We start from the raw sequence: 23,875 nt of genomic DNA on the forward strand, positions 1-23,875 counted from the left end.
ATTTCAAAAAGTAGGCTTAAAGCCTTGTACTATAAGGCTTTAAGCTACTTTTTAGCAACAATTTTGTCTATTATGCCATTCTTTAACTAACAAATGTAGAAGGATACTGCCTTCTACATTTTTAGTTTATTAGGCAACCCCATACTGTTCACGATAGGCTTTCATCTTCGGTAAATACGGAGCGTATTGGGCTGATTTTTCGATAAACTGTAATAAGTCATCAAAATCAACTATCGAAAAAACTTGGCAACCATAATCACGCTCTACTTCTTGAATCGCTGAAAGTTCGCCTTTGCCTTTTTCTTTGCGGTTTAGGGCGATCATCACCCCTACGAGCGTTGCATTATTGGCATTGATAAGTTCCATTGATTCACGAATTGCCGTACCTGCAGTAATCACATCATCGACTAACAAAATTTTACCCTTCAATGGGCTACCAATAAGATTTCCGCCCTCACCGTGATCTTTCGCTTCTTTACGGTTAAAACAGCAAGGTTTATCAAGATCAAATTGGTTTGCCAATGCCACAGCTACGGTTGTGGCAATCGGGATCCCTTTGTAAGCGGGCCCGAAAAGGACATCATACTCAATTTGGCTTGCCTGAATTGCTTTAGCGTAATATTCACCTAATTTGGCTAAATCTTTCCCCGTGTTAAACAAGCCTGCGTTAAAGAAATAAGGGCTTTGTCGCCCTGATTTTAGGGTAAATTCGCCGAACTTCAGCACATTTCGGCTTAACGCAAATTCAATAAAGTCGTGTTTGTATTGTTGCATTTTATCTTCCTCTTATTCAGGTGTAATCCACTCCACCGTCCAACTGCCCGTTCCTTCTGGTACAAGCACATCGGTTAAATACGGCAGAATTTTTTTCATTTGGCTTTCCAACTGCCATGGCGGATTAATCACAATCATACCGCTTGCAGTCATTCCTCGTTGGTCACTGTCAGGGCGAACCGCCAATTCAATTTGTAAAATTTTACGAATCCCTGTTTCCACCAACCCACGCACAATGCGTTTGGTATGTTGGCGAAGCACGACAGGATACCAAATCGCATACACGCCTGTGGCAAAACGTTTATAGCCCTCTTCAATGGCTTTTACCACTAGCTCATAATCTTCTTTCAGCTCATAAGGCGGGTCGATCAGCACTAATCCCCGTTTCTCTTTTGGCGGTAACGCTGCTTTAAGTTGTTGAAAGCCGTTTTCTCGTTTGGTAACGACATTCGGCGTTTTAGCAAATTCATTGCGTAACAACGGAAAGTCGTTCGGATGCAGTTCTGTCAACAAGGCTCTATCTTGTGGACGTAACTGTTGCACCGCAAGCAATGGCGAACCAGCATAAAAACGCAATTTGCCTTTGTTGATTTTTTTGATTTCATCTAAATACAAGGCAACTTCTTCAGGTAAATCTTCTCGCTCCCAAAGGCGAGCTACGCCTTCAAGATATTCCCCTGTTTTTTCCGCTTCACTACTTTGTAAACTATAACGCCCAACGCCCGAATGGGTATCAAGGTAGAAAAAACCTTTCTCCTTCTGCTTTAAGGCGTGCAAAATTAAGGTTAAAACGATATGTTTTAAAACATCGGCGTGGTTGCCGGCGTGAAAACTGTGACGATAACTCAGCATTTTTGTTCTCTTTCTTGTAAAATGGCATCATTTTAGCTTATTTGAGCTGTTTAAACTATGCAGAAAAACTTAAAGATCGAAAAAGGTTGGCTGGTCGATACCAAAAAAGTAGTATCACCCCACTTTAGCCCTCGCCCAAATGAAGATGATATTTCACTGTTAGTGATTCATTACATCAGTCTTCCGCCCGAAGAGTTCGGCGGTGATTTCATTGACCGCTTTTTTGAAGGCACGCTTGATCCAACGCTTCACCCCTATTTTGACGAAATCAAAGATCTACGGGTTTCGGCACACTGCCTTATCAACCGACAAGGACAAATCACTCAATATGTGAATTTTAATGATATGGCGTGGCACGCTGGAGTATCGTGTTTTGCTGGTCGAGAAAAATGCAATGAATTTTCGATAGGTATTGAGCTAGAAGGCAGCAATAATCAGCCTTTTACCGACGCACAATACCAAACCCTTGCAACGCTCACTCAAACGATTATGCAACACTACCCTCAAATCACCCCAGAGCGTATTGCAGGACATAACCAAATTGCTCCCGAGCGAAAAATTGACCCGGGGCAGTATTTTGATTGGGCGTATTATCGTTCTTTACTCTAATTTCAAACCACAAGCGGTCAGATCCAACGAGAAATTTACAAAATATTCCGCTGATCTCACCGCTTGCCTTTTAGAGTAGCCCTAACACTTTACGCCCATTGATACTGGCAATATTCGCCATTTCTTCAAGATTGGTAAAGCGACAACCTGCCGAGAGCAAACTCAATTCCTGCCACATATCGCCTTCGCAAAGGGGAACCATGTAGTCACAAATATTATCCGTACCAATGGCAACCGTAATGCCTTCAGGGATCATCTCATCGGCTGGCGTTAACGCATTATGGAATGGCAACACTTCATCTTTACGTGGACTATCAATCCATGCCATTGGACAAGCGATCATCATCATTTCCACCGATTTCATCTTTTTGTAGAGCATCTGGCGATACTCTCTTGGGTGTGCGCCAATCGAAATACCGTGAATTGCCACCACTCTCCCCTGCATACCATGTTCAAGGGTTTTGTCGCATAACTGCTCGGTTTCTTTCTCTTTTTGGCTGTTGAATTGGTCAACGTGAACGTGCAGCATTTTTCCTTGTGATTTTGCCGTACTCATCAAAATATCCATCGCCTCCAAGCCTTTGCCATAATCTAATTCGTCACGGTATGGCAAGCCACCAATCATATCCACCATTTCTGAACCAATATCAAACCATTTACGTGCATTCGGCTCAATCACACCTTTTAACGTTTGGTTAGCGAATTTCAAAATAATATCGTTTTTGTACACTTCACGGGCTTTATGTGCCGCCAAAATCGCTCTATCTTCACACACTTGGTCAATATCAACGAAAGTCCCAAATGCTGTTACCCCTTGTGAAATCATCAATTCAATCGCTTGGCTAAAACGACGGTAGTAATCTTCAACGGTCGAATTACGCTTTACTTCATCTACTAAGTCCCATTTTTGTTGCAAATTAGCATTTTGATAAATTTTGATTTTTTCTGGTGTCATTGTAAATGCACGGTCAGCGTGGGCATGAGAATTGACCCAACCACCTTTTTTAATCACTTCATCACGAATATGGCTTTTTAATGTACGAATTAACTGGCTCATTGCTTATCCTCTTTACTCAAATTTTGGGCAAAAAAAAAGATCTCTATAAAAAGAGATCTTTTTTTGAAAATAAAAAAATAGCTAAACCTCGTTTAACAGAAAGGTTTAGCTTAAAAAAAAATGTGTTGGATAATGTTTGGTATGTTTGCATTTCTAGTTCCTTTTTGGCACTAGGTGTGTAGTATAGATTTTTCTCACACAAAATGCAAACGTTTGCCCTGTTCAAGCGGTCGGATTTTTCAATAATTTTTCAATAACACGACTCACTGCAAAAAAGCCAAAGGTCGCCGTTACCATGGTTACCGCACCAAAACCATTGGCACAATTCATGGTTGCCGAGACTTCACAGCTCTCACTCATTTTAGGGAAAATCAGTGGCTGAGTAGAAAACACACAATCAATCCCGAATTTACGCTTCGGATTTTGGCTGAAGTTATACTCTTTACGCAATAAACTTCTCACCTTTGAAGCCAGCGGATCTTGAATAGTCTTGCTTAAATCCGTAATCTGAATTTGAGTTGGATCCGTCTGCCCTCCTGCACCACCTGTGGTGATTATTTTGATTTTATGACGTTTACAAAAAGCGATTAACGCCGCTTTAACTTTCACACTGTCAATCGCATCAATCACATAATCATAATCTCGTAGCAAATAGTCACTCAAATTATCTTGAGTGAGAAAATCATCGATGATCGTGACTTCACATTCAGGATTGATTTTGGCGATACGCTCTTGCATCACTTCCGTTTTCAGTTTGCCAATTTCCCCTGACATCGCATGAATTTGACGGTTGATATTAGTGACACAAATATCGTCCATATCAATCAACGTTAATTTCCCAATCCCCGAACGAGCCAAGGCTTCCACTGCCCAAGATCCAACACCGCCAATGCCAATCACACAAATATGTGACTGACGCAATTTGGCTAATCCTTCAGGCGTATAAAGGCGACCAATCCCACCAAAACGTTGCTCGTAGTTGTCTGTTCTTGTCATGTTTTATTTTAGTAACCTATTTAATTTGTTTTATTCACCTTTAATCAGCCTATCAAAGTCACTTTCAAAAGTTCGATCTTGAATAACCTACCGCAATAATTGCCGATAAGTTATAGTGCTTCGTATTGTAATTTTTACCGTCATCGGCAGTTATCCAAAAATTTTGGATAACTGAATTTTCGTTTAATTCGCTATCATTAAAGACTTTTTTAAGATGATAGCTAATTGTTCTGACATCAATATCATACAACTGAGCCATCATTTTTTGGCTTAGCCACACATTTTCATCAGCATAAATTGCATTAACCTGACTTTCACCTGTCGCCGTCATAAAGGTCAGATATTCTGCTACAGAAGAAATAATTTCTGATTTTGTCATTGCACCCTCATTTATGTTTGCAAAATTTTCAGCAAATCTAACCGCTTGTATGAAAGCTGTTGAGTTGATCACCACAGTTTTTCGACGAGTGTCACAAAAATAGCGTTAACTCAATCCATTTTTGATATTCTCAAGCGCTTCCCAACGCTCAAACGCCTGCTCCAATGCCACTTCTGTCTCTGCGAGTTTTTGTAGCTGTGCTTGCGTGTAGCTTGGGTCTTTGCTGAAAAAGTCGGCACTATTCACTTCCGTTTGCAACGCTTCAATGTCCGCTTCAAGCTGTTCCATTTTTTCAGGTAGGGCTTCGAGTTCTCTTTGGTCTTTATAAGAAAGTTTTGTTTTTTTCGTCGGCTCTGATTTTGTTACAAGCGGTGCTTTATCTGCTTCTTTTTGCAAATTTTTAACAGGTTCAGACCGCTTGTTTGCTTCGAGTGTTGCAAAATAATTCGCCTGTTGCTGTTTGGCATCATGGTAGCCTCCGATGTATTTATTCACCACGCCTTCACCCTCAAAGATGTAACATTCGGTGGCGGTATTGTCGATAAATTGGCGATCGTGGCTGACGATAATCAATGTGCCTTGATAATCGGTGAGCATTTCTTCAAGTAGCTCAAGGGTTTCAACATCAAGGTCGTTGGTCGGTTCGTCTAGAATCAGCAAATTGTTCGGTTTGAGCAACAATTTTGCCAGCAATAGACGATTGCGTTCCCCGCCCGACAAGGCTTTAACGGGGGTCATCGCCCGTTTGGGTGGGAACAAGAAATCTTGCAAATAGCCGAGAACGTGGCGTTTCACGCCATTGACTTCAATATCTTGCTTGCCGTCCGCCACGTTATCCATTACCGTTTTTTCAGGATCGAGTTCTGCACGATATTGGTCGAAGTACGCCACTTCCAGCTTCGTACCGCAACGCACCGAGCCTGCAGTCGGCTGAATTTCGCCGAGTAACAACTTAATTAAGGTCGTTTTGCCGATCCCGTTTGCTCCAATAAAGGCAATTTTATCGCCACGCAAAATGGTGGTACTGAAATTTTTCAGTAAGGTTTTGCCTGCCACTTCGTAGCTTGCGTTTTCCACTTCAAACACAATTTTGCCCGAACGAGCGGTCTGATCGAGCTGAATTTTTACCGTACCTTGCACTTCTCGGCGAGCTTTTCGCTCTTCTCGCAACGCTTTTAACGCCCGAACACGCCCCTCATTTCGCGTACGGCGAGCCTTGATCCCTTGTCGTATCCAAACTTCTTCTTGAGCCAGTTTTTTGTCGAACAGCTCATTTTGCAAGGCTTCGACACGCAGATCTTCCGCTTTGGTTTCCAAATAAACGTCATAGTTACTTGGGTAAGAAACCAGTTTACCTCGATCCAAATCGACAATGCGAGTTGCCATTTTGCGAATAAAGGCACGGTCGTGGGAGATAAAAATAATGCTGCCTTTGAAATCGAGCAACAAATTTTCCAGCCACGCAATTGTATCCACGTCCAAATGGTTGGTCGGTTCGTCCAACAGCAACACATCAGGATCTGCCACCAACGCTCGAGCCAACGCCGCACGGCGAACCCAACCGCCCGACAGTTCACACAGCCGTTTTTCAGGGTCAAGTTCCAACAATTTAAGCGTATCTTGAATGCGATTTTCAAACTGCCAGCCGTTAGCGTGTTCCAATTGAGCCTGAACCTGAGCCAGTTGCGACATTAACGTTTCGCTGTAATCGGTCAGCATTTGTTGCGAAATGTGGTGATATTGCTTTAAAAGATCGGCTAAATGGGCGATTCCTTCTGCCACATAATCGAACACCGTATCTTCAATATGACGTGGTGGATCTTGCTCCAAACGGGTCACGACAATATCTTTTTCAAAGATCAGCTTGCCATCGTCAAGTTGCACTTCACCAGCCAGCACTTTCATCAAGGTGGATTTGCCCGCCCCGTTGCGACCGACTAAGCAGACACGTTCGCCCTGTTCGATATGTAATTCTGTGTGATCAAGTAATGGATGATCGCCAAAGCCTAAATAGGCGTTAGAAAGGTTGATTAAAGCCATAAGTTATTTATTGAAATGAAAATTTTGCAAATTTTAGCAGTTTTCTGACCGCTTGTAAGCGGTTAGATTTGAGCAAATATTTTCAAAAAAGCAAAACAGCATAAGCCTACGCCTATGCTGTAGAAATTAACAGAACGTCACCATCTGGTGATCTGAAAATAATGAATAAAGCGCTGATAAAGGTTTCCCATTGGGTAAAATCAGCTCGGGGCTGATTTCATATAATGGCACAATCACAAATTCACGGTTGTGCATATCATAATGGGGAACGGTTAGGCGTTCTGTTTGGATCTGTTCGTTAGCATAGAGAAGAATATCAAGGTCAAGGGTGCGTTCGCCCCAACGGCGCAAGCGAACTCGCCCCTGTTCGTTCTCAATCTGTTGGAGCTTATCTAGCAAGTCGATAGCGGTCAGATCCGTCTCGAATTTTGCAACGGCATTGACATAATCAGGCTGATCTTGCGGCCCAAGCGGTTTACTGCCATAGAAAGAACTCACTTGCAGATTTTTTGCAAAAGTTTGTAAGGAAGCGACCGCTTGTTTGAGCTGAGCAAGGGGATTATCAAGGTTTGAACCTAATGCTACATAAACCGTTACCATTACTCTTCCCCTTTAACGACTTTCTTTTTACGGTTGAATTTACGACGTGGGCGGCGTTTTTTCTTCGGCTCTTCGTCACGAAATGTCGGTAAACTTTTCACGTTTTTGAGCATTGTTTCACGCTGGGCTTCATTGCTGAATTGATATTCGTGCCACCACGCACTTAACTCAACCAAATCTCCGCCCTCAATTTCAGCACGCATTACTAACAAGTCAAAACCTGCTCTAAATTTAATATGCTCAAGGGTTTGTTGCGGACGCTTGCCCGTGCGTTTTGGAAACTGAAATTGCAACGCCCAAATATCTCGAATTACGGTGGTATAACGGCGATGTAATGCGACCGCTTTGACGCTATCCGCCAAAATTTCGTTTGCCGCCAACATCATTGCATCGTGGCTATTTAAGCCGCCTTCATTTTTCAGCTCGTCAATTTTTTCTCGCAACGGATACCAAAATAGTGCCGCAAATAAAAAGGCAGGATTGACACGCAGATCATCTCGAATACGTTCATCGGTCGAGTTCAAGGCTTTGGCGATCATTCGTTCAGTATTCGAGTCGCCGAACTCCGTAAAGAACGGGCTTAACACAGGGAAAAGCTGTTCAAACAAGCCATATTTACGCAACAACTCGTACGTTTTGTAGCCGTAGCCTGATTGCAACAGTTTGAGCGACTCGTCAAATAGACGTGCTGCAGGAATATGTTTAAGCAACGGAGCCATTTTGCGAATAGGTTCATCGCTGGCTTTATCCAAAAACATATCCAATTTTGCCATAAAGCGAATGGCTCGCAACATTCGTACAGGATCTTCTTGATAGCGTGTGGTCGGATCGCCGATCAACGCCAATTTGCCCGATTTCAGATCATCAATACCATTAAAGAAATCATAAATAAGGTTGTGGCTTACATCATAGTAAAAGGCATTGACGCTAAAATCACGGCGTTCTGCATCTTCCCTTAGCGTGCCATAAACGTTATCTCGCAATAACATTCCAGCATCGCTGGTTTTCGACATTTTCTCAGTCGCATTGCTATGATGATCTGCTCGGAATGTGGCAACTTCGTAAATTTCACGACCAAAGATGATATGAGCCAAACGGAAACGGCGACCGATTAAACGACATTGACGACCAAATACTTTTTGAATTTCTTCAGGGCGAGCGTTGGTGGCAATATCAAAATCTTTGGCTTTCTGCCCCAACAATAAATCACGAATGCAACCGCCGACCATATAGGCTTCGTAGCCATTTTTTTGCAGTTTATTGATGATCGCAATCGCATTGCTCGGGAAATCTTTCGGCGAAATGCCATAATGCCCTGCAGGTTGGGTAAATTTTTTATGCAGAATATGAGACGGCACGGCTTGCTGTTTAGGATTGCTTTTTTTCTTAGCGGTGCGAGTAGGTTCTGCCAATACAGGCTCTGACCGTTTTGTATAAACGGCTCTTGACGCTTGTTCTGTATCTACAAGCGGTAGGTTGTTATCCTTTTTTTTACGACCAAAAAAAGATTTGATGTACTTTAAAATAAATCACCTCAATGCTGATTAAACATTGTGGACACACGCAGTGTGTCCCTACCATTTATGTTGCTCTTGTAGGGACATACTGCGTGTGTCCGTCTATATAGAAACACAAATGCTGTGGTTAAAATCAACCGCCCATTTGCTTTTCACGTAACTCTGCAAGGGTTTTGCAATCTACGCAAAGTTCTGCCGTTGGGCGTGCTTCTAAACGTTTTAAACCGATTTCGATGCCACAAGTATCACAATAGCCATAATCGCCCTCATCTAATTTGATTAAGGTTTGCTCAATACGTTTAAGCAATTTACGCTCACGATCACGGTTGCGAAGCTCAAGGCTGAACTCTTCTTCTTGCGTTGCACGGTCAGCAGGATCAGCGAAGTTCGTCACTTCATCTTGCATTTGGCTTTTAGTACGCTCCGCTTCTTCCATAATTTGAGCGTGCCACGCTTTTAAAATTTTACGAAAATGCTCTATTTGAGCTTCATTCATATATTCTTCATCTTTACCTAGCTGGTAAGGAGAAACGCCCGCAAGGGCTAATAAACTTAAAGAAGTGGATTTTGCCACTGTCATATTTCACTCCTGTTTTGGAATTTTTCTTCCCTAGTTTTACCGCACTACTTAGGGGTCATTTTAAAAGGGCGTATAAATAGCAGAACTCTTCACATTTAGCAAATTAATTTTGCAAAATTTTTTATATCTTTTCTAAGAAGAGAAAATTTTTGTTCCTTTACCAAGAAATTTTTCTACAACCATTTACGCAAACGTTTGCTTTAATGTTATACTTGAACTAATTTTTTCGTTTAAGGGGTTTCACCGTGACAACACAACTTAGTTATAAAGACGCTGGCGTTGATATTCACGCAGGTAATGAATTAGTTGAACGCATTAAAGGCGATGTTAAACGCACTCGCCGTCCTGAAGTGATTGGTGGATTGGGGGGCTTTGGGGCGTTGTGTGCTTTGCCAACCAAATATAAAGAGCCGATTTTGGTGTCAGGAACAGACGGCGTTGGCACAAAATTGCGTTTGGCGATCGACTTAAATCAGCACGATACGATTGGGATCGATTTAGTGGCAATGTGCGTGAACGATTTGGTGGTACAAGGGGCGGAGCCGTTATTCTTTTTGGATTACTATGCAACAGGCAAGCTTGATGTTGATGTGGCAAGCTCAGTGATCAAAGGCATTGCTAACGGTTGTGAGCAGTCTGGCTGTGCGTTGGTCGGTGGTGAAACTGCGGAAATGCCGGGAATGTATCACGCAGGCGATTACGATTTAGCAGGTTTCTGCGTTGGTGTAGTGGAAAAATCAGAGATTATTGACGGCTCAAAAGTGCAAGTGGGCGATACGTTGATTGCCTTAGGTTCAAGCGGTCCGCACTCAAACGGTTATTCATTAATCCGTAAAGTGTTGGAAGTAAGTGGAGCTAAGCCAAGCGATGAATTGGCAGGCAAGCCTTTAAGTGAACATTTCCTTGCCCCAACAAAAATCTATGTGAAATCAGTGTTGGAGCTTATCAAACACGCTGATGTTCACGCCATTGCTCACCTAACGGGCGGCGGTTTCTGGGAAAATATCCCACGTGTGTTGCCTGCCGATGTGAAAGCGGTGATTAACGAAGCAAGTTGGGAATGGTTACCGTCATTTAAATGGTTACAAGAAAAAGGCAATATCAGCCGTTATGAAATGTATCGCACCTTTAACTGCGGTGTGGGAATGGTGATTGCTTTACCTGAAAGCGATGTGGAAACGGCATTGAACGTATTGCGTAATGCAGGGGAAAATGCTTGGGTGATCGGCAAAATTGAAGCACTAGGCAATGGTACTGAACAGGTTGAGATTGTGTAGTGCTGTAGGGGCGAACCGATGTGTTCGCCCATTAACATTAACGTGGTAAAGATCAATGAAAAACATCATTGTGATGATTTCGGGCAATGGCTCAAATTTACAGGCAATTATTGACGCCGTTGAAGCTGGGAAAATCAACGGCAGAATTTGTGCGGTGATTTCCAACAAAGCGACCGCTTACGGTTTGGAACGAGCCAAACAAGCGGGGATTTCCACCTTTGTTTTTACTAAAAAATCCTTTGACAGCAATCTTGCGATGGACAATGCCATTGCCGAACAGATTGAGCAATTAAACGCAGATTTGATTGTGCTTGCCGGCTATATGAAAATCCTTACCCCTGAATTTACTGCTCGTTTTGCGGGGAAAATTTTAAATATCCATCCATCATTATTGCCAAAATACGCAGGCTTAAATCCACATCAACGAGCAATAGTGGCAGGCGATACCGAACACGGCACGACCATTCATTTTGTTAATGAAGAAGTCGATGGCGGGGCGATTGTGTTGCAAGCGAAAGTGCCGATTTATCCTGATGATGAATTAGATGATATAGTTGAACGGGTGTATGAACAAGAACATCGTTACTATCCCCTTGTGGTGCAATGGTTCTGTGCTGATCGACTAAAACTGATTGATGGAAAAGCCTATTTAGATCGTCAATTATTGTCACCACAAGGTTATGCGATTGAATGAGTGCAAAATTTGATCAATTGAAACAACTTTTCATTTCTTAAGAAATTTTTAAGATTTCTATGTTTTAATGCATTCATTGAAAATCAATAACGCCTAAATTAACAGACAATCACTCGGAGAACCTATGAAAAAATTAATGGCTGTGGCGGCATTACTCACTCTTTCTACTTCTGCATTTGCAGGCTATCAAAATAACAACACACAAGGCGGTTATACTGGCGGTAATGTAAAATCTGTGACCACTGTCGCTCAAGCTAAAAAAGCTTACGATAATACCCCAGCGTCAATTTCGGGCTATATTATCAAACAAGTTGATGAAGATACTTTCATTTTCAAAGATAGCACGGGTCAAATTCAAATTGATGTGGACGATGATGCGTGGGCAGGTTTAAATGTGAATGCAAAAACCAAAGTACGTATTCACGGTGAAGTCGATAAAGATGATGGCAGAACCCAAATTGATGTACGCCGTATCAGTAAATAGGAGAATAAATAAATGAAAAAATACCTTGTGTTATCAACCCTTTTAGCTTCTGTTGCTTTAGTTGGTTGTGGTAATAATCAAACAAATAATCAACAAGTTTTCGGTGCAAATGTCCCTGCAACTACAATCACTGTAAAACAAGCTCTTTCAGCTCGTGATAATAGCTATGTGACAGTTGAGGGCAACATTGTTAGCCAAGTGGATGAAGATGAATATATCCTTGCAGATGCAAGCGGTCAGATCCGTGTCGAAATTGACAACCATATTTGGCAAGGACAAAACGTTAGTAAAAATGACAAAGTGCGTATTTATGGCGAAATTGATAGTGAGTGGAACAAAACTGAACTACAAGCTAGAGAATTAACTATTATCAAATAATATCCGTTGAAAAGTCTCGTTAACACGAGACTTTTATCATTAAAAAAACTAATCCGAAATGGAAATTTATATCGCCCTTCCTCTCTTTGAAAATATGATCTAAATCACATTTTTTCCCTTGTACTCTCGGTATGATCTCGCTGCCAATTCAATTAATTACCAAATAATAAGGAGAAGATGATGAGTAACACCCGTATTGAAGTTGATTTATTAGGCGAACGTGAAGTATCAAATGATGTTTACTGGGGAATCCACACCTTACGCGCCATTGAAAATTTTAATATCTCTAAAAATACCATTTCTGATGTGCCTGAATTTGTGCGTGGTATGGTAATGGTAAAAAAAGCCACTGCCCTTGCTAACGGCGAATTAGGGGCAATCCCGAAAAAAGTGGCGAAAGCGATTGTGCAAGCCTGCGATGAAATTTTGGTCAATGGTCGCTGTATGGATCAGTTCCCGTCCGATGTGTATCAAGGGGGAGCGGGTACTTCCGTCAATATGAATACGAATGAAGTGGTGGCAAACCTTGCCCTTGAATTGCTTGGGCATAAAAAAGGCGAATACCACATCATCAACCCAATGGATCACGTTAATGCTAGCCAATCCACCAATGACGCTTACCCAACGGGCTTCCGTATCGCCGTTTACAACAGCATTATGCAACTTATTAGCAAGGTGCTTTACTTGCAACACGGTTTTGAGAACAAAGCGAACGAATTTGCCAACATCTTAAAAATGGGGCGTACTCAGTTGCAAGATGCAGTGCCGATGACTGTCGGACAAGAGTTCAAAGCGTTCTCTGTGCTGTTAGATGAAGAAGTCAGAAACCTAAAACGTACCGCCGAGTTATTGCTTGAAGTAAACTTAGGGGCAACGGCGATTGGTACAGGGTTGAATACGCCAGAGGGTTATGCACCGCTTGCAGTGAAATATCTCTCAGAAGTCACCCAACTACCGTGCGTCTTGTCTGAACACTTAATCGAAGCGACATCCGACTGCGGCGCTTATGTAATGGTTCACGGAGCGTTAAAACGTACTGCAGTGAAACTCTCAAAAATCTGTAACGACTTACGCTTGCTTTCATCAGGCCCAAGAGCCGGTTTGAATGAAATCAATTTGCCAGAATTACAAGCAGGCTCGTCCATTATGCCAGCGAAAGTGAATCCTGTTGTGCCAGAAGTGGTGAACCAAGTTTGCTTTAAAGTGATCGGCAACGATACTTGTATCACCTTTGCCGCTGAAGCAGGTCAGTTACAGTTAAACGTAATGGAGCCAGTGATTGGTCAGGCAATGTTTGAAAGTATTGAAATTCTTGCCAATGCGTGTGTGAACCTGCGTGATAAATGTATTGACGGCATTACTGTCAATAAAGAAATCTGCGAGAGTTATGTGTTCAATTCTATCGGTATCGTCACCTATCTCAATCCATTTATCGGACACCACGAGGGCGACATTGTCGGTAAAATTTGTGCAACCACAGGCAGAAGTGTACGTGAAGTGGTGCTAGAACGTGGCTTGCTGACGGAAGAACAGTTAGACGATATTTTATCCGTTGAAAACTTGATGAACCCAAAATATAAAGCAAAACGTTTCACGGATGATGAATAATCCCCTTGAAATTTGATGATAACGCCCTATTTAGTAGGGCGTTATTTTTTATTTTTGAAAATCCCCATACTGCTTTTTAATGTAGGGACACACGTAGTGTGTCCCTACGTTAAGTTAAGGGGGATTTAGATTTCAACACATCAAAAGGAACCCTATGAGTACAAACCAAGAAACTCGTGGCTTTCAGTCGGAAGTCAAACAACTACTGCAATTAATGATCCACTCACTCTATTCCAACAAAGAGATCTTCCTGCGTGAGTTAATTTCCAATGCGTCAGACGCTGCCGACAAATTGCGTTTCAAAGCCTTATCTCAGCCTGATCTGTATGAGGGAGACGGCGAATTGCGTGTGCGTATTAGCGTGGACGAAACTTTAGGCACAATTACGATCAGCGATAACGGTATCGGTATGAGCCGTGAGCAAGTGATCGATCATCTCGGCACCATTGCCAAATCAGGTACCAAAGAGTTTTTAAGCTCGCTCGGTTCAGACCAAGCGAAAGACAGCCAGCTTATCGGACAGTTCGGCGTGGGCTTCTATTCATCTTTTATCGTTGCCGATAAAGTCACTGTTCGCACCCGTGCCGCAGGCTTAGACGCAACACAAGGCGTATTGTGGGAGTCCGCAGGCGAGGGCGATTACACCGTTGCCGATATTGAAAAAGCAGGACGAGGCACGGACATCGTTTTACATCTGCGTGATGATGAAAAAGAATTTTTAAACGAATGGCGTTTGCGTGAGATTATCAGCAAATACTCTGACCATATCGGCTTAAGCGTTGAAATTCAAACCAAAGAGTACGATGATGAGGGCAAAGAAAGCGGTACGAAATGGGAAAAAATTAACAAAGCCCAAGCCCTTTGGACACGCTCTAAAAATGAGATTTCCGATGACGAATACAAAGAGTTCTACAAACACATCAGCCACGACTTCACAGATCCACTGATTTGGTCTCACAACAAAGTTGAGGGCAAACAGGAATACACTAGCCTACTTTATGTACCAAGCAAAGCCCCTTGGGACTTGTTCAACCGTGAGCAAAAACACGGCTTGAAGCTCTATGTACAACGAGTTTTCATTATGGACGATGCCGAAGTCTTTATGCCAAACTATCTCCGCTTTATGCGTGGATTATTGGACACCAACGACTTGCCACTGAACGTTAGCCGTGAAATTTTACAAGAGAACAAAGTGACCCAATCACTCCGCTCTGCTCTTACCAAACGTGCGTTACAAATGCTCGAAAAACTGGCGAAAGAGAATGTGGAACAGTATCAACAGTTCTGGAAAGCGTTCGGATTAGTGCTAAAAGAGGGTGTGGGCGAAGATTTTGCTAACAAAAACCAAGTGGCAGGCTTATTGCGTTTTGCGTCCACCCACAGCGACAGCAGCGAACAAGCGGTCAGTTTGGCGGATTATATTGCAAGAATGAAAGAAGGACAGAAAGCGATCTATTTCGTGACTGCCGACAGCTATCAAGCGGCGAAAAACAGCCCACACTTAGAGCTGTTCAACAAAAAAGGCATTGAAGTGTTGCTCCTTTCAGACCGTATTGATGAATGGCTTATCAGCCACTTGACCGAATTTGACGGCAAACAATTACAAAGCATCACCAAATCCGACTTAGATTTGGGCGACCTTGCCGACAAAGCGGAAGAAGAAACCCAAAAAGCTCAAGAAGCCGAATTTGCCAGCTTCTTAGAACGAGCTAAAGGTTATTTAGGCGAACGTGTCAAAAAAGTGGTCTTAACCCACCGCTTGACCGACACCCCAGCGGTTGTTTCAACAGATAGCGATGAAATGAGTACCCAAATGGCAAAACTGTTCGCCGCAATGGGTCAGCAAGCCCCTGAAGTGAAATACACCTTTGAGCTCAACCCTGATCACCCAATGATCAAACGTGTCGCCGATATCGCCGATGAAACGGAATTTAACGACTGGATCGAATTATTGCTTGAACAAGCGTTACTCGCTGAACGTGGCACACTCGAAAACCCAACGGCGTTTATCAAACGAATGAATAAGTTGTTGGCTAATTAATTACCATCAATAAAAAATGCCTTTGTTATGAATAAGCAAAGGCATTTTTGTTTCATATTAACTTATATGTATAAGAAAATTATTTTTATTTGGTTGCAGTCGCACCAACCGCCCCCTTCCAATTATTTTCTTGCTTGGTTGAATCTTCATGTTTTGCTTCACCTAAAAGAATCTCACCATTTTTTCCATACAAACCACCATCAAATTGCCCTGCTTTAACAAGTTTTCCATTCTCTCTAGTATATAACTGAGTAAAAATTGAACCGTTTTCACCAACTGACTGTGGTGTATTTGTGGTTAAATGCCAACCTGAACGATCTGATTGCCCTGCAATCTCAATCGAAATAGATTTACTTGCATTTCTATAATTCGCTGAAACATCTGCTTCAAGAGCTTGTTGCGGTGCTGAATCAAGAGCATAGTACATTTTACCACGGTAAGTCATGTCTACATTTGGAACACTTCTGGCTTCTTCTCTCGCTTCTCGCAATGCCATATATTTATATTCAGCAACATTCTCTTCAGGGTGATATTGGCTTGGTTTTGTTTTGCTTAATGCAGCATAACCATAATATCCCACTAACTGCCCATCAGAATCTCTCAGAGTGTGTATCTGTTGAGCATTTAAATGAGCGTCGCTAAGCCCTGCAAGTTTTAATTCCGTTCCATCAAGGTTAATACTCATCCAAGCATTTGCATCATAATGTCCGCCATTTTTCGAGAAACGACCAAAAATTTCGCTGTCACTTAGTTTTTGAGAAACAGGCTCTGCCGTTTTATCCGGATTTGATAAAAGATGCTTAGCTTGTTTATCTTCTGTTAGCTTTTTCTCTGATTTAGCTTGTTCTGCTTCAGATTTTTTATACACTTCGGTAGGTTGTGTTTTAATTGAGCGATTATTACCCGCTTGTGGTTGAAGCGTTTCAGACTTTTTAGTTTCTGTCTTTACTTCAGTTTTCGTACTTGTCTGATGATGAGTCCCCTTCGATCCACCACCACATGCAACTAAAACTAAACTTGACAGTAGCGTTAAGCTCAATTTTTTTACTTTGTTCATTTTGTCTCCTTATAAAAGTTAGTTAGCCCGCAACATCTAAATCAGGTGACACATCACCTAAATTATAGGCTTCTAATTTAATTGGACTATTCGGTTCAAAATTAAAAATTGTCACCGTGCCTTGTGTCGCAGATAATAAATGGCTTTATGAAAATAAAACGAAACTATAATAAACAGCCTTCATAGCATTACGATGAACAGCAGCTAAAATAGTTTCGTCCTTTTCTCGCCTATTTTGTGAGCGTTTTCCTTTGGCAAAAAATGTTCAATTCTTCACCAATCTTGAGAAAACCAGCCCTACCTGCCCAAGCGTAATAAAGTTCTGGATGTTCGTCAATCAATTCCTGGCTTTTTTGGTCTGACCACTTTCCCATATTGAGTGATTTCCTTTTTATCTTTAAGTGGATCTTAGGGATTAACAATTTCAAAGAGTTATACTAAGCTATCTAAAACTAGGACTACTTTTCATGCTATCAAGCAAAAATACGGTATTCCGAATGCACCTAAGTATTGTGATCATTTCAATATTTGTAAATTTTTATGTTAAAGTAACCGCTTGATAAATTTTAGTTAGACACACTATGCAACTTGCTACTCACTCATTTACTGAAAAAGAACTGCTCGCCAAAGCACAGTGGCTAGCAGGCTTTACTCTTGGGGAAATCGCTGAACAGCTCCATATCTCTGTTCCGCCCGATTTACGCCGAGATAAAGGCTGGGTTGGAATGTTGATTGAAACGGCGTTGGGGGCAAAAGCAGGTAGCAAAGCGGAGCAGGATTTCGCTCACTTGGGGATTGAGCTAAAAACCATTCCCGTTAGTGAACAAGGCTTACCGTTGGAAACCACGTTTGTCAGTCTCGCCCCTTTAACCGATAATCACGGCATTGTGTGGCAAACATCCCATGTTAAGCATAAATTGCAACGGGTGCTTTGGATTCCTGTTGAAGGTAAGCGCTCAATTCCACTTGAAAAAAGACATATTGGACAACCAATTTTATGGTCACCCTCTATTAAACAAGAGCAGCAACTACAACAAGACTGGGAAGAATTAATGGAATTGATTGTACTCGGGCGGTTAAATGAAATTAATGCCAGTTTAGGCGAAGCACTTCATCTGCGCCCTAAAGGGCGAAATAATCGCTCGTTGGCAGGAGCAATTAATCAATATGGAGAAAAAATTCAGTCTCTTCCCCTTGGATTTTACTTACGTAAACAATTTACTGCCGAGATTTTACAAAATTTTTTACATTCTCCCCTTTAATTTTTTCATTGCTCTCTATATGATGTGCAACTTTTAATTCGGCAAATTTTGTCATTTTTTCGTCTTATTTATCAAGGAATATGTCTATGTTTGAGTGGATTGCTAGCCCCGAAGCGTGGGTTGCTCTCTTTACCTTAGCAGCATTAGAAATCGTGCTAGGTATTGATAACATTATCTTCATTAGTATTTTAGTTTCTCGCTTACCTGAAAAACAGCGTCAATCGGCTCGTTTAATCGGTTTAGCTCTCGCTATGGGAACACGTATTCTTCTCTTGCTTTCTTTAGCATGGATGATGCGTTTGGTCGATCCACTCTTTTCAATTATGGATAAACCAATTTCAGGGCGTGATTTAATTCTTTTCTTCGGGGGCTTGTTCCTTGTAGTGAAAAGCTCAATGGAATTAATCGAAGCAGTAAAAGGTGAACCACACGATACAGAAAGCTCATCAGGTAAAAAAGCTAACTATTTCATGATCTTAATTCAAATTGCCGTATTAGATATTGTCTTCTCTCTCGACTCAGTAATTACAGCGGTGGGTATGGCTGATGATATTCCTGTGATGGTGATTGCAATTATGATCGCAGTTGGTGTGATGATGTTTGCTGCAAAACCAATCGGCGATTTCGTGGATCATAACCCAACCATTAAGAACTTAGCGCTTGCCTTCTTAATTCTTATCGGTATTGCATTAATGGGCGAAGGTTTCAACATTCATATTCCAAAATCAGCGATTTATACCGCAATGGGCTTCTCCGTCATTGTTGAATTTATCAACATTAAAATGCGGAAAAACCAAGCAAAACATCAAATTAAATCGCAAGAATAATGTAAAATAAGCCCTCACATTGAGGGCTTTTTAATTTAAGGATACTTATGTTACTTATCGATCTCGCCGGCAACGAACTGACTCAAGAAGAGCAAGAATTGCTTGAACACCCGTTGGTTTCAGGGCTAATTTTGTTTAGCCGTAATTTTCACGACAAATCCCAACTGCACGCCTTGATAAAATCCATTCGCCAACGAGTGAAAAAGCCGTTGCTTATTACGGTCGACCAAGAGGGCGGTCGTGTGCAACGTTTCCGAGACGGTTTTACCAAACTGCCTGCAATGCAATCTTTTTTGCAATTAGACCGCTTGTCACTGGCGAAAGAAGCTGGTTGGCTAATGGCTGCGGAAATGTTTGCGTTGGATATTGATTTAAGTTTTGCTCCCGTGTTGGATTTAGGGCATTGTAGCAAAGCGATTGGCGACCGTTCATTTGGTGAGAAAGTAGAAACCATGTTGCCAGTCGCAGAAGCCTTTATTGACGGAATGAAAGAAGTCGGAATGGCAACTACAGGCAAGCATTTTCCTGGTCACGGGCAAGTGATCGCCGACTCTCACCTTGAAACGCCTTTTGATGATCGCCCCAAAGAGCAAATTTTCAACCACGATATTCAGCCGTTTAAGCAGTTGATTGCCAAAGGAAAATTGTCTGCGATTATGCCTGCTCACGTTATCTACACTCAATGTGACAGCCAACCTGCCAGCGGTTCAAGCTACTGGCTGAAAACCATTTTACGCCAACAGTTGCAATTTAACGGCGTGATTTTTTCGGACGATTTAGGCATGAAAGGCGCAGGTTTTATGGGCAACTATGTGGAACGTAGCGAAAAAGCGTTGCAAGCAGGTTGTGATTTGTTGCTCCTTTGCAATGAACCTAACGGCGTAGTGCAAGTGTTAGATAATCTCAAATATCAGCCGACACAAGCTCAAAAAGAACGCCATTTGAGCCTGATGAAACGCCGTACGATCAGTTGGTCAGAACTGGAAGCCAGCCCACGTTGGCAACAGGCTCACCAACAGCTTGCTAGCCTACAAGATCAATGGTTGGAATGGAAAGCTCAAAATGCCTAAACTCACTTGCCACCATTTTGAGCAACAACGTTGCACATCTTGCCAATGGCTAAATAAAAGCTACGCTGAACAGCTTGTGGAAAAAACAGAAGATCTCAAGCGGTTAGTTTCGCCCTATTTTTTGCAAACGACAGAATTTCTGCCAGCGGTAACATCGCCTTTGGCACAGTTTCGCAATAAAGCCAAAATGGTAGTAACGGGAAGCGTTGAGCGTCCGATTTTAGGCATTTTAAACGATGACGGCACAGGCACGGATTTGAGCGACTGTCCACTCTATCCCAACACTTTTTCGGCACTGTTCCCAATACTCAAAACCTTTATCGGACGAGCTGGGCTTGTACCTTACAACGTGGCGAAAAAACGGGGTGAGCTGAAATACATTCTGATTACCCAAAGCCAATACAACCAATCGCTGATGATCCGCTTTGTGCTAAAAAGTGAAGCGAAACGACCGCTTGTAGAACGTGAATTGCCAGCGTTACTGGCTCAACTGCCTGAAAAATCGGTGGTCAGTCTCAACATTCAGCCCCAACATTCCGCCATTTTAGAGGGAGAACAAGAGATCTTTTTAACGGAACAGCAGGTGTTGGAAGAGCATTTCAACGGCATTCCGCTGTTTATCCGCCCGCAAGGTTTTTTCCAAACCAATCCGCTTGTGGCAAGCAAATTGTACCAAACGGCACAACAATGGATTGCGGATCTACCGATTGATCACCTTTGGGATCTGTTCTGTGGTGTGGGCGGATTTGGTTTGCATTGTGCAACAGCCTTAAGATCTCAGCGTCCAAATGTGGCTCTGACAGGTATCGAAATTTCCGCATCTGCTATTGCCAGTGCGACTAAATCAGCCCAGCATCTCGGCTTAACTAATGTTAAATTTGCTTCCCTTGACTCTGCTCAATTTGCCCTAAATGAACAAGGGCAAACGCCTGATTTCGTGATCGTCAATCCACCAAGACGAGGCATTGGCAAACCTTTAGCCGACTTTATCAACCAGCTAGGTTCGTCCTATCTGATTTATTCCAGCTGTAACGCTGAAACAATGGCAAAAGATTTTGCTAGTTTGACGAATTATCAATTAGTGAAAGTCCAACTTTTCGATATGTTTCCACATACAACACATTACGAAACGCTGACTTTTTTATCTAAGAAGTAATATAAAGAAAAAACCCTATAAGCCACGCTCATAGGGTTTCTTTTAAATATCTATATCACTATGGATTAGCCCATACCGTATTTTTTTAATTTTTTACGTAATGTACCGCGGTTAATACCAAGCATTGTTGCTGCACGTGTTTGATTACCGCGAGTATATTGCATTACCATATCTAACATTGGATGCTCAATTTCTGAAAGAACCAACTCATATAATTCTGTTGGATCTTCGCCACCTAATTGATGTAAGTAATTTCTTACTGCTTGTTTCACGTTGTCACGAAGTGGCTTCGTCACTTGTTGAGATTGTGCATTCAACATTGATACTGTTAATGGGTTTTGTGTAGCTTGTTGTTCTAACATTGTATTTTTATCCAACTTATTAGGATTCTAAATGAATCAATTTTACAAAATCTTCTAATGCATTTAATTGCTCTTTCGTTGAATCAAAGGCATTAAAAGTGCGTCTAAAATTTGAATTTGGCTTTAATTGTTCGACATACCAGCCAACATGTTTACGAGCAATACGATAACCCTTTTCTTCACCATAAAAATGATGAAGGTTTTCAATATGTTCTAACATAAATTGGCATTTTTGATTTAATGATAATGTCGAAACGAGCTCTCCTTTCTCGAAAAACTTTCCGATTTCCGAAAATAGCCATGGGCGCCCCAAACTGCCTCGACCAATCATCACAGCATCTGCTTGTGTGTAATCAAGAACTTGTTTTGCTTTTTCAGCAGAGACTATATCACCATTGGCAATAATAGGAATCGAAACAACCTCTTTTACTGCTTTAATACTGTCATATTCGGCATCACCATCAAATAAGCAACTTCGAGTACGACCATGTATTGTTAACGCTGAAATGCCTGCCTGTTCGGCAATTTGGGCAATTTCTAGGCAATTTCGATTCTCAGGATCCCAACCCGTTCTAATTTTTAAAGTCACAGGCACATCTACAGCATTCACAACAGCATCTAAAATGCGAGCAACTAAATCAGGTTCACGCAAAAGTGCAGAGCCTGCCATTTTTTTGTTTACTTTTTTAGCTGGGCAACCCATATTAATATCAATAATATCTGCCCCATACTCTACATTTATCTTTGCTGCAATTGCCATTTCTGTGGGATCAGATCCCGCAATTTGCACAGCATTTATACCAATATCATCATGATGCGCTAAGCGTAAACGTGATTTTTCGGTATGCCATACATCAGGATTTGTGGACATCATCTCCGAAAAAGTTAAACCCGCACCTAACTGACTACATAATCGTCGAAAAGGCTGATCTGTAATACCAGCCATCGGTGCAAGGAAAATACGATTTTTAATTTCATATTGACCTATCCGCATCGATTTATCCTTTGATTATATTTAGAGCAAATTTAACAAGAGTGAATCCCAAACAAAAAGTACGGTATAAACCGTACTTTTATCCTATACTAAAAGAGTAGGCTCTCTCAGTAAGGGGGCGTATCATACGCATTTTTTCACAATTTTGGAAGCCTAATTATTCGACAAAAATCAAAATTTACTCAACTTGTCAAAATTTATAGCATTGACGAACGATTCTTGTGAAGTAATTTTACCACCGTATTCTCAAAACTTGTCTCAATTTGTTCTCCAACACGTTGAGAAAGCTTTTTCTTTTGGCGATATTTTACTTCAATCACATTTTTTTCTTTCACCGCATTCAAAATCAAATCATCACTGGTAGATAGCTCATCCACTAAATTAAGCTCAATTGCTTGCTGACCAAACCAGTGCTCACCTGTTGATACTTTATCTATATCAAGGCCAGGACGATGAGTAGCAACAAACTGTTTGAACAGTTGATGTGTCTCTTCCAACTCCTGTTTGAATTTTTCTTTCCCTTTTTCTGTATTCTCACCAACTAATGTTACCGTACGTTTGTACTCACCTGCTGTCATTACATCTACATCAATATCGTGTTTTTTCAGCAAACGATGAATATTAGGCACTTGAGCAACCACGCCAATAGAGCCAATCACCGCAAAAGGTGCAGAGACAATCTTATTCGCCACACAAGCCATCATATAACCACCACTTGCAGCGACCTTGTCTACCGCTACAGTTAATGGAATTTTTCGATCTTTTAAACGTTGAAGCTGAGAAGCGGCTAAACCATAACCATGTACAACACCACCAGGACTTTCTAGCTTAACTAAAACTTCATCTTGCTCAGGATTAGCGAGAGAGATAATTGCGTCAATCTCTTTACGTAAACTAGAGACATTGCTAGCTTGGATATCACCATGAAAATTTACTACGAACAGACGTGATTTTTTACCTTCATCGGTTGGTTCTCCACCTTCTTTTAAGCGCTTTTTCTCCGCTTTAGCCTTCTCTTTTAGCGTTTTTTTCTCTCGTTTTTCTTGGTGTTTCTGCTCTTCTTCACTTAAAAAGAAAATATTCAGTTCTTTTTGCTGATCTTGATATTTCTCCGACAAATTAGTGATCGTAATTGCCCCATTTTCTGTCTGTTTTCGAGCATCTAAAATCAACATAACCACCACTGCTACAATGCCAAATACGGTAAGTAATTCCAATAAAAAAATACCATAATTAAGTAGTACTTCTTTCCACATAACTT

The 23,875-nt window shown here is 41.6% G+C and carries 23 protein-coding genes and 1 pseudogene; 11 read left to right on the plus strand and 13 right to left on the minus strand.

What is annotated here, in order from left to right; all coding sequences use genetic code 11:
• Positions 1 to 129 precede the first annotated feature (129 nt).
• Both pyrE and C5N92_RS10930 read right to left on the minus strand, forming a co-directional pair.
• Positions 130 to 774, minus strand: coding sequence for an orotate phosphoribosyltransferase (gene pyrE, locus C5N92_RS10925; protein WP_111750872.1), 645 nt, complete (start codon positions 772 to 774; stop codon positions 130 to 132).
• A gap of 12 nt (positions 775 to 786) precedes the next feature.
• Entirely contained in the window at positions 787 to 1,626 is an 840-nt protein-coding gene (locus C5N92_RS10930) for a 23S rRNA (adenine(2030)-N(6))-methyltransferase RlmJ (RefSeq protein ID WP_111750873.1), read from the minus strand.
• A 57-nt stretch (positions 1,627 to 1,683) separates the two neighbouring features.
• Between C5N92_RS10930 and ampD the strand changes: the two genes are divergently transcribed.
• Positions 1,684 to 2,235, plus strand: a complete 552-nt coding sequence (ampD, locus tag C5N92_RS10935; protein ID WP_111750874.1) for a 1,6-anhydro-N-acetylmuramyl-L-alanine amidase AmpD — start codon at positions 1,684 to 1,686, stop codon at positions 2,233 to 2,235.
• A gap of 70 nt (positions 2,236 to 2,305) precedes the next feature.
• Here ampD and C5N92_RS10940 read toward each other — a convergent pair whose 3' ends face one another.
• The 7 genes and pseudogenes from C5N92_RS10940 to dksA form a co-directional block, all read right to left on the minus strand.
• Positions 2,306 to 3,292: an amidohydrolase family protein gene (locus C5N92_RS10940; protein WP_111750875.1), complete on the minus strand. Its 987-nt coding sequence runs from the start codon at positions 3,290 to 3,292 to the stop codon at positions 2,306 to 2,308.
• A gap of 222 nt (positions 3,293 to 3,514) precedes the next feature.
• Entirely contained in the window at positions 3,515 to 4,288 is a 774-nt protein-coding gene (tcdA, locus tag C5N92_RS10945; protein ID WP_111750876.1) for a tRNA cyclic N6-threonylcarbamoyladenosine(37) synthase TcdA, read from the minus strand.
• 82 nt (positions 4,289 to 4,370) lie between these two features.
• Positions 4,371 to 4,667 (minus strand): annotated as a pseudogene (locus tag C5N92_RS10950) (virulence RhuM family protein); the annotation flags it as partial.
• A gap of 105 nt (positions 4,668 to 4,772) precedes the next feature.
• Positions 4,773 to 6,707: an ABC transporter ATP-binding protein gene (locus tag C5N92_RS10955; RefSeq protein WP_111750877.1), complete on the minus strand. Its 1,935-nt coding sequence runs from the start codon at positions 6,705 to 6,707 to the stop codon at positions 4,773 to 4,775.
• Positions 6,708 to 6,833: 126 nt separating this feature from the next.
• Positions 6,834 to 7,307 (minus strand): 2-amino-4-hydroxy-6-hydroxymethyldihydropteridine diphosphokinase, encoded by a 474-nt coding sequence (gene folK / locus C5N92_RS10960; protein WP_111750878.1) that lies wholly within the window; start codon positions 7,305 to 7,307, stop codon positions 6,834 to 6,836.
• Entirely contained in the window at positions 7,307 to 8,833 is a 1,527-nt protein-coding gene (gene pcnB, locus C5N92_RS10965) for a polynucleotide adenylyltransferase PcnB (protein WP_369828952.1), read from the minus strand. Before pcnB ends, folK begins: the two co-directional genes overlap by 1 nt.
• A gap of 124 nt (positions 8,834 to 8,957) precedes the next feature.
• A complete protein-coding gene (gene dksA, locus C5N92_RS10970; protein ID WP_111750879.1) occupies positions 8,958 to 9,404 on the minus strand; it encodes an RNA polymerase-binding protein DksA in 447 nt (148 codons plus the stop codon).
• A gap of 245 nt (positions 9,405 to 9,649) precedes the next feature.
• On the opposite strand from dksA, the gene purM reads away from it, so the two are divergent.
• From purM to htpG, 6 genes are all read left to right on the plus strand, one after another.
• A complete protein-coding gene (purM, locus tag C5N92_RS10975; RefSeq protein ID WP_111750880.1) occupies positions 9,650 to 10,681 on the plus strand; it encodes a phosphoribosylformylglycinamidine cyclo-ligase in 1,032 nt (343 codons plus the stop codon).
• A gap of 55 nt (positions 10,682 to 10,736) precedes the next feature.
• On the plus strand, positions 10,737 to 11,375 hold the full coding sequence (purN, locus tag C5N92_RS10980; RefSeq protein ID WP_111750881.1) for a phosphoribosylglycinamide formyltransferase: 639 nt from the start codon (positions 10,737 to 10,739) through the stop codon (positions 11,373 to 11,375).
• A 124-nt stretch (positions 11,376 to 11,499) separates the two neighbouring features.
• The gene (locus C5N92_RS10985) at positions 11,500 to 11,859 is read left to right on the plus strand and encodes a YgiW/YdeI family stress tolerance OB fold protein (protein ID WP_111750882.1); all 360 of its coding nucleotides are present in this window, start codon (positions 11,500 to 11,502) and stop codon (positions 11,857 to 11,859) included.
• 12 nt (positions 11,860 to 11,871) lie between these two features.
• Positions 11,872 to 12,237 carry a YgiW/YdeI family stress tolerance OB fold protein gene (locus C5N92_RS10990; RefSeq protein ID WP_111750883.1) on the plus strand — a complete coding sequence of 122 codons (366 nt, stop codon included), beginning with the start codon at positions 11,872 to 11,874 and terminating at the stop codon, positions 12,235 to 12,237.
• Positions 12,238 to 12,417: 180 nt separating this feature from the next.
• Entirely contained in the window at positions 12,418 to 13,845 is a 1,428-nt protein-coding gene (aspA, locus tag C5N92_RS10995) for an aspartate ammonia-lyase (protein WP_111750884.1), read from the plus strand.
• A gap of 154 nt (positions 13,846 to 13,999) precedes the next feature.
• Positions 14,000 to 15,886, plus strand: coding sequence for a molecular chaperone HtpG (htpG, locus tag C5N92_RS11000; protein ID WP_111750885.1), 1,887 nt, complete (start codon positions 14,000 to 14,002; stop codon positions 15,884 to 15,886).
• 85 nt (positions 15,887 to 15,971) lie between these two features.
• On the opposite strand, the gene C5N92_RS11005 is transcribed toward htpG, so the two are convergent.
• Positions 15,972 to 16,943, minus strand: a complete 972-nt coding sequence (locus C5N92_RS11005; RefSeq protein WP_111750886.1) for a hypothetical protein — start codon at positions 16,941 to 16,943, stop codon at positions 15,972 to 15,974.
• Positions 16,944 to 17,524: 581 nt separating this feature from the next.
• On the opposite strand from C5N92_RS11005, the gene mutH reads away from it, so the two are divergent.
• The 4 genes from mutH to rlmC all read left to right on the plus strand — a co-directional run bounded on the left by mutH (position 17,525) and on the right by rlmC (position 21,258).
• A complete protein-coding gene (gene mutH, locus C5N92_RS11010; protein WP_111750887.1) occupies positions 17,525 to 18,205 on the plus strand; it encodes a DNA mismatch repair endonuclease MutH in 681 nt (226 codons plus the stop codon).
• Between the two features lie 86 nt (positions 18,206 to 18,291).
• Positions 18,292 to 19,032 (plus strand): TerC family protein, encoded by a 741-nt coding sequence (locus C5N92_RS11015; RefSeq protein WP_111750888.1) that lies wholly within the window; start codon positions 18,292 to 18,294, stop codon positions 19,030 to 19,032.
• A 47-nt stretch (positions 19,033 to 19,079) separates the two neighbouring features.
• Complete coding sequence (nagZ, locus tag C5N92_RS11020; protein ID WP_111750889.1) at positions 19,080 to 20,102, plus strand: beta-N-acetylhexosaminidase; 1,023 nt, start codon at positions 19,080 to 19,082, stop codon at positions 20,100 to 20,102.
• Complete coding sequence (gene rlmC, locus C5N92_RS11025; RefSeq protein ID WP_111750890.1) at positions 20,095 to 21,258, plus strand: 23S rRNA (uracil(747)-C(5))-methyltransferase RlmC; 1,164 nt, start codon at positions 20,095 to 20,097, stop codon at positions 21,256 to 21,258. Before nagZ ends, rlmC begins: the two co-directional genes overlap by 8 nt.
• 65 nt (positions 21,259 to 21,323) lie before the next feature.
• Here rlmC and fis read toward each other — a convergent pair whose 3' ends face one another.
• The 3 genes from fis to sohB form a co-directional block, all read right to left on the minus strand.
• Positions 21,324 to 21,620, minus strand: a complete 297-nt coding sequence (fis, locus tag C5N92_RS11030) for a DNA-binding transcriptional regulator Fis (RefSeq protein WP_111750891.1) — start codon at positions 21,618 to 21,620, stop codon at positions 21,324 to 21,326.
• A 19-nt stretch (positions 21,621 to 21,639) separates the two neighbouring features.
• Positions 21,640 to 22,614 (minus strand): tRNA dihydrouridine synthase DusB, encoded by a 975-nt coding sequence (gene dusB, locus C5N92_RS11035; protein ID WP_111750892.1) that lies wholly within the window; start codon positions 22,612 to 22,614, stop codon positions 21,640 to 21,642.
• Positions 22,615 to 22,811: 197 nt separating this feature from the next.
• The gene (gene sohB / locus C5N92_RS11040; protein ID WP_111750893.1) at positions 22,812 to 23,870 is read right to left on the minus strand and encodes a protease SohB; all 1,059 of its coding nucleotides are present in this window, start codon (positions 23,868 to 23,870) and stop codon (positions 22,812 to 22,814) included.
• Between the last annotated feature and the right edge of the window lie 5 nt (positions 23,871 to 23,875).

Origin of the sequence: Glaesserella australis (assembly GCF_003260095.1) — a bacterium.
Classification (GTDB): domain Bacteria; phylum Pseudomonadota; class Gammaproteobacteria; order Enterobacterales; family Pasteurellaceae; genus Glaesserella; species Glaesserella australis.

Bases quoted from the DNA above. Each gene is read 5' to 3' on its own strand.
- pyrE (WP_111750872.1), bottom strand. From the start codon at position 774: ATGCAACAATACAAACACGACTTTATTGAATTTGCGTTAAGCCGAAAT.
- C5N92_RS10930 (WP_111750873.1), bottom strand. From the start codon at position 1,626: ATGCTGAGTTATCGTCACAGTTTTCACGCCGGCAACCACGCCGATGTT.
- ampD (WP_111750874.1), top strand. From the start codon at position 1,684: ATGCAGAAAAACTTAAAGATCGAAAAAGGTTGGCTGGTCGATACCAAA.
- C5N92_RS10940 (WP_111750875.1), bottom strand. From the start codon at position 3,292: ATGAGCCAGTTAATTCGTACATTAAAAAGCCATATTCGTGATGAAGTG.
- tcdA (WP_111750876.1), bottom strand. From the start codon at position 4,288: ATGACAAGAACAGACAACTACGAGCAACGTTTTGGTGGGATTGGTCGC.
- C5N92_RS10955 (WP_111750877.1), bottom strand. From the start codon at position 6,707: ATGGCTTTAATCAACCTTTCTAACGCCTATTTAGGCTTTGGCGATCAT.
- folK (WP_111750878.1), bottom strand. From the start codon at position 7,307: ATGGTAACGGTTTATGTAGCATTAGGTTCAAACCTTGATAATCCCCTT.
- dksA (WP_111750879.1), bottom strand. From the start codon at position 9,404: ATGACAGTGGCAAAATCCACTTCTTTAAGTTTATTAGCCCTTGCGGGC.
- purN (WP_111750881.1), top strand. From the start codon at position 10,737: ATGAAAAACATCATTGTGATGATTTCGGGCAATGGCTCAAATTTACAG.
- C5N92_RS10985 (WP_111750882.1), top strand. From the start codon at position 11,500: ATGAAAAAATTAATGGCTGTGGCGGCATTACTCACTCTTTCTACTTCT.
- C5N92_RS10990 (WP_111750883.1), top strand. From the start codon at position 11,872: ATGAAAAAATACCTTGTGTTATCAACCCTTTTAGCTTCTGTTGCTTTA.
- aspA (WP_111750884.1), top strand. From the start codon at position 12,418: ATGAGTAACACCCGTATTGAAGTTGATTTATTAGGCGAACGTGAAGTA.
- htpG (WP_111750885.1), top strand. From the start codon at position 14,000: ATGAGTACAAACCAAGAAACTCGTGGCTTTCAGTCGGAAGTCAAACAA.
- C5N92_RS11005 (WP_111750886.1), bottom strand. From the start codon at position 16,943: ATGAACAAAGTAAAAAAATTGAGCTTAACGCTACTGTCAAGTTTAGTT.
- mutH (WP_111750887.1), top strand. From the start codon at position 17,525: ATGCAACTTGCTACTCACTCATTTACTGAAAAAGAACTGCTCGCCAAA.
- C5N92_RS11015 (WP_111750888.1), top strand. From the start codon at position 18,292: ATGTTTGAGTGGATTGCTAGCCCCGAAGCGTGGGTTGCTCTCTTTACC.
- nagZ (WP_111750889.1), top strand. From the start codon at position 19,080: ATGTTACTTATCGATCTCGCCGGCAACGAACTGACTCAAGAAGAGCAA.
- rlmC (WP_111750890.1), top strand. From the start codon at position 20,095: ATGCCTAAACTCACTTGCCACCATTTTGAGCAACAACGTTGCACATCT.
- fis (WP_111750891.1), bottom strand. From the start codon at position 21,620: ATGTTAGAACAACAAGCTACACAAAACCCATTAACAGTATCAATGTTG.
- dusB (WP_111750892.1), bottom strand. From the start codon at position 22,614: ATGCGGATAGGTCAATATGAAATTAAAAATCGTATTTTCCTTGCACCG.
- sohB (WP_111750893.1), bottom strand. From the start codon at position 23,870: ATGTGGAAAGAAGTACTACTTAATTATGGTATTTTTTTATTGGAATTA.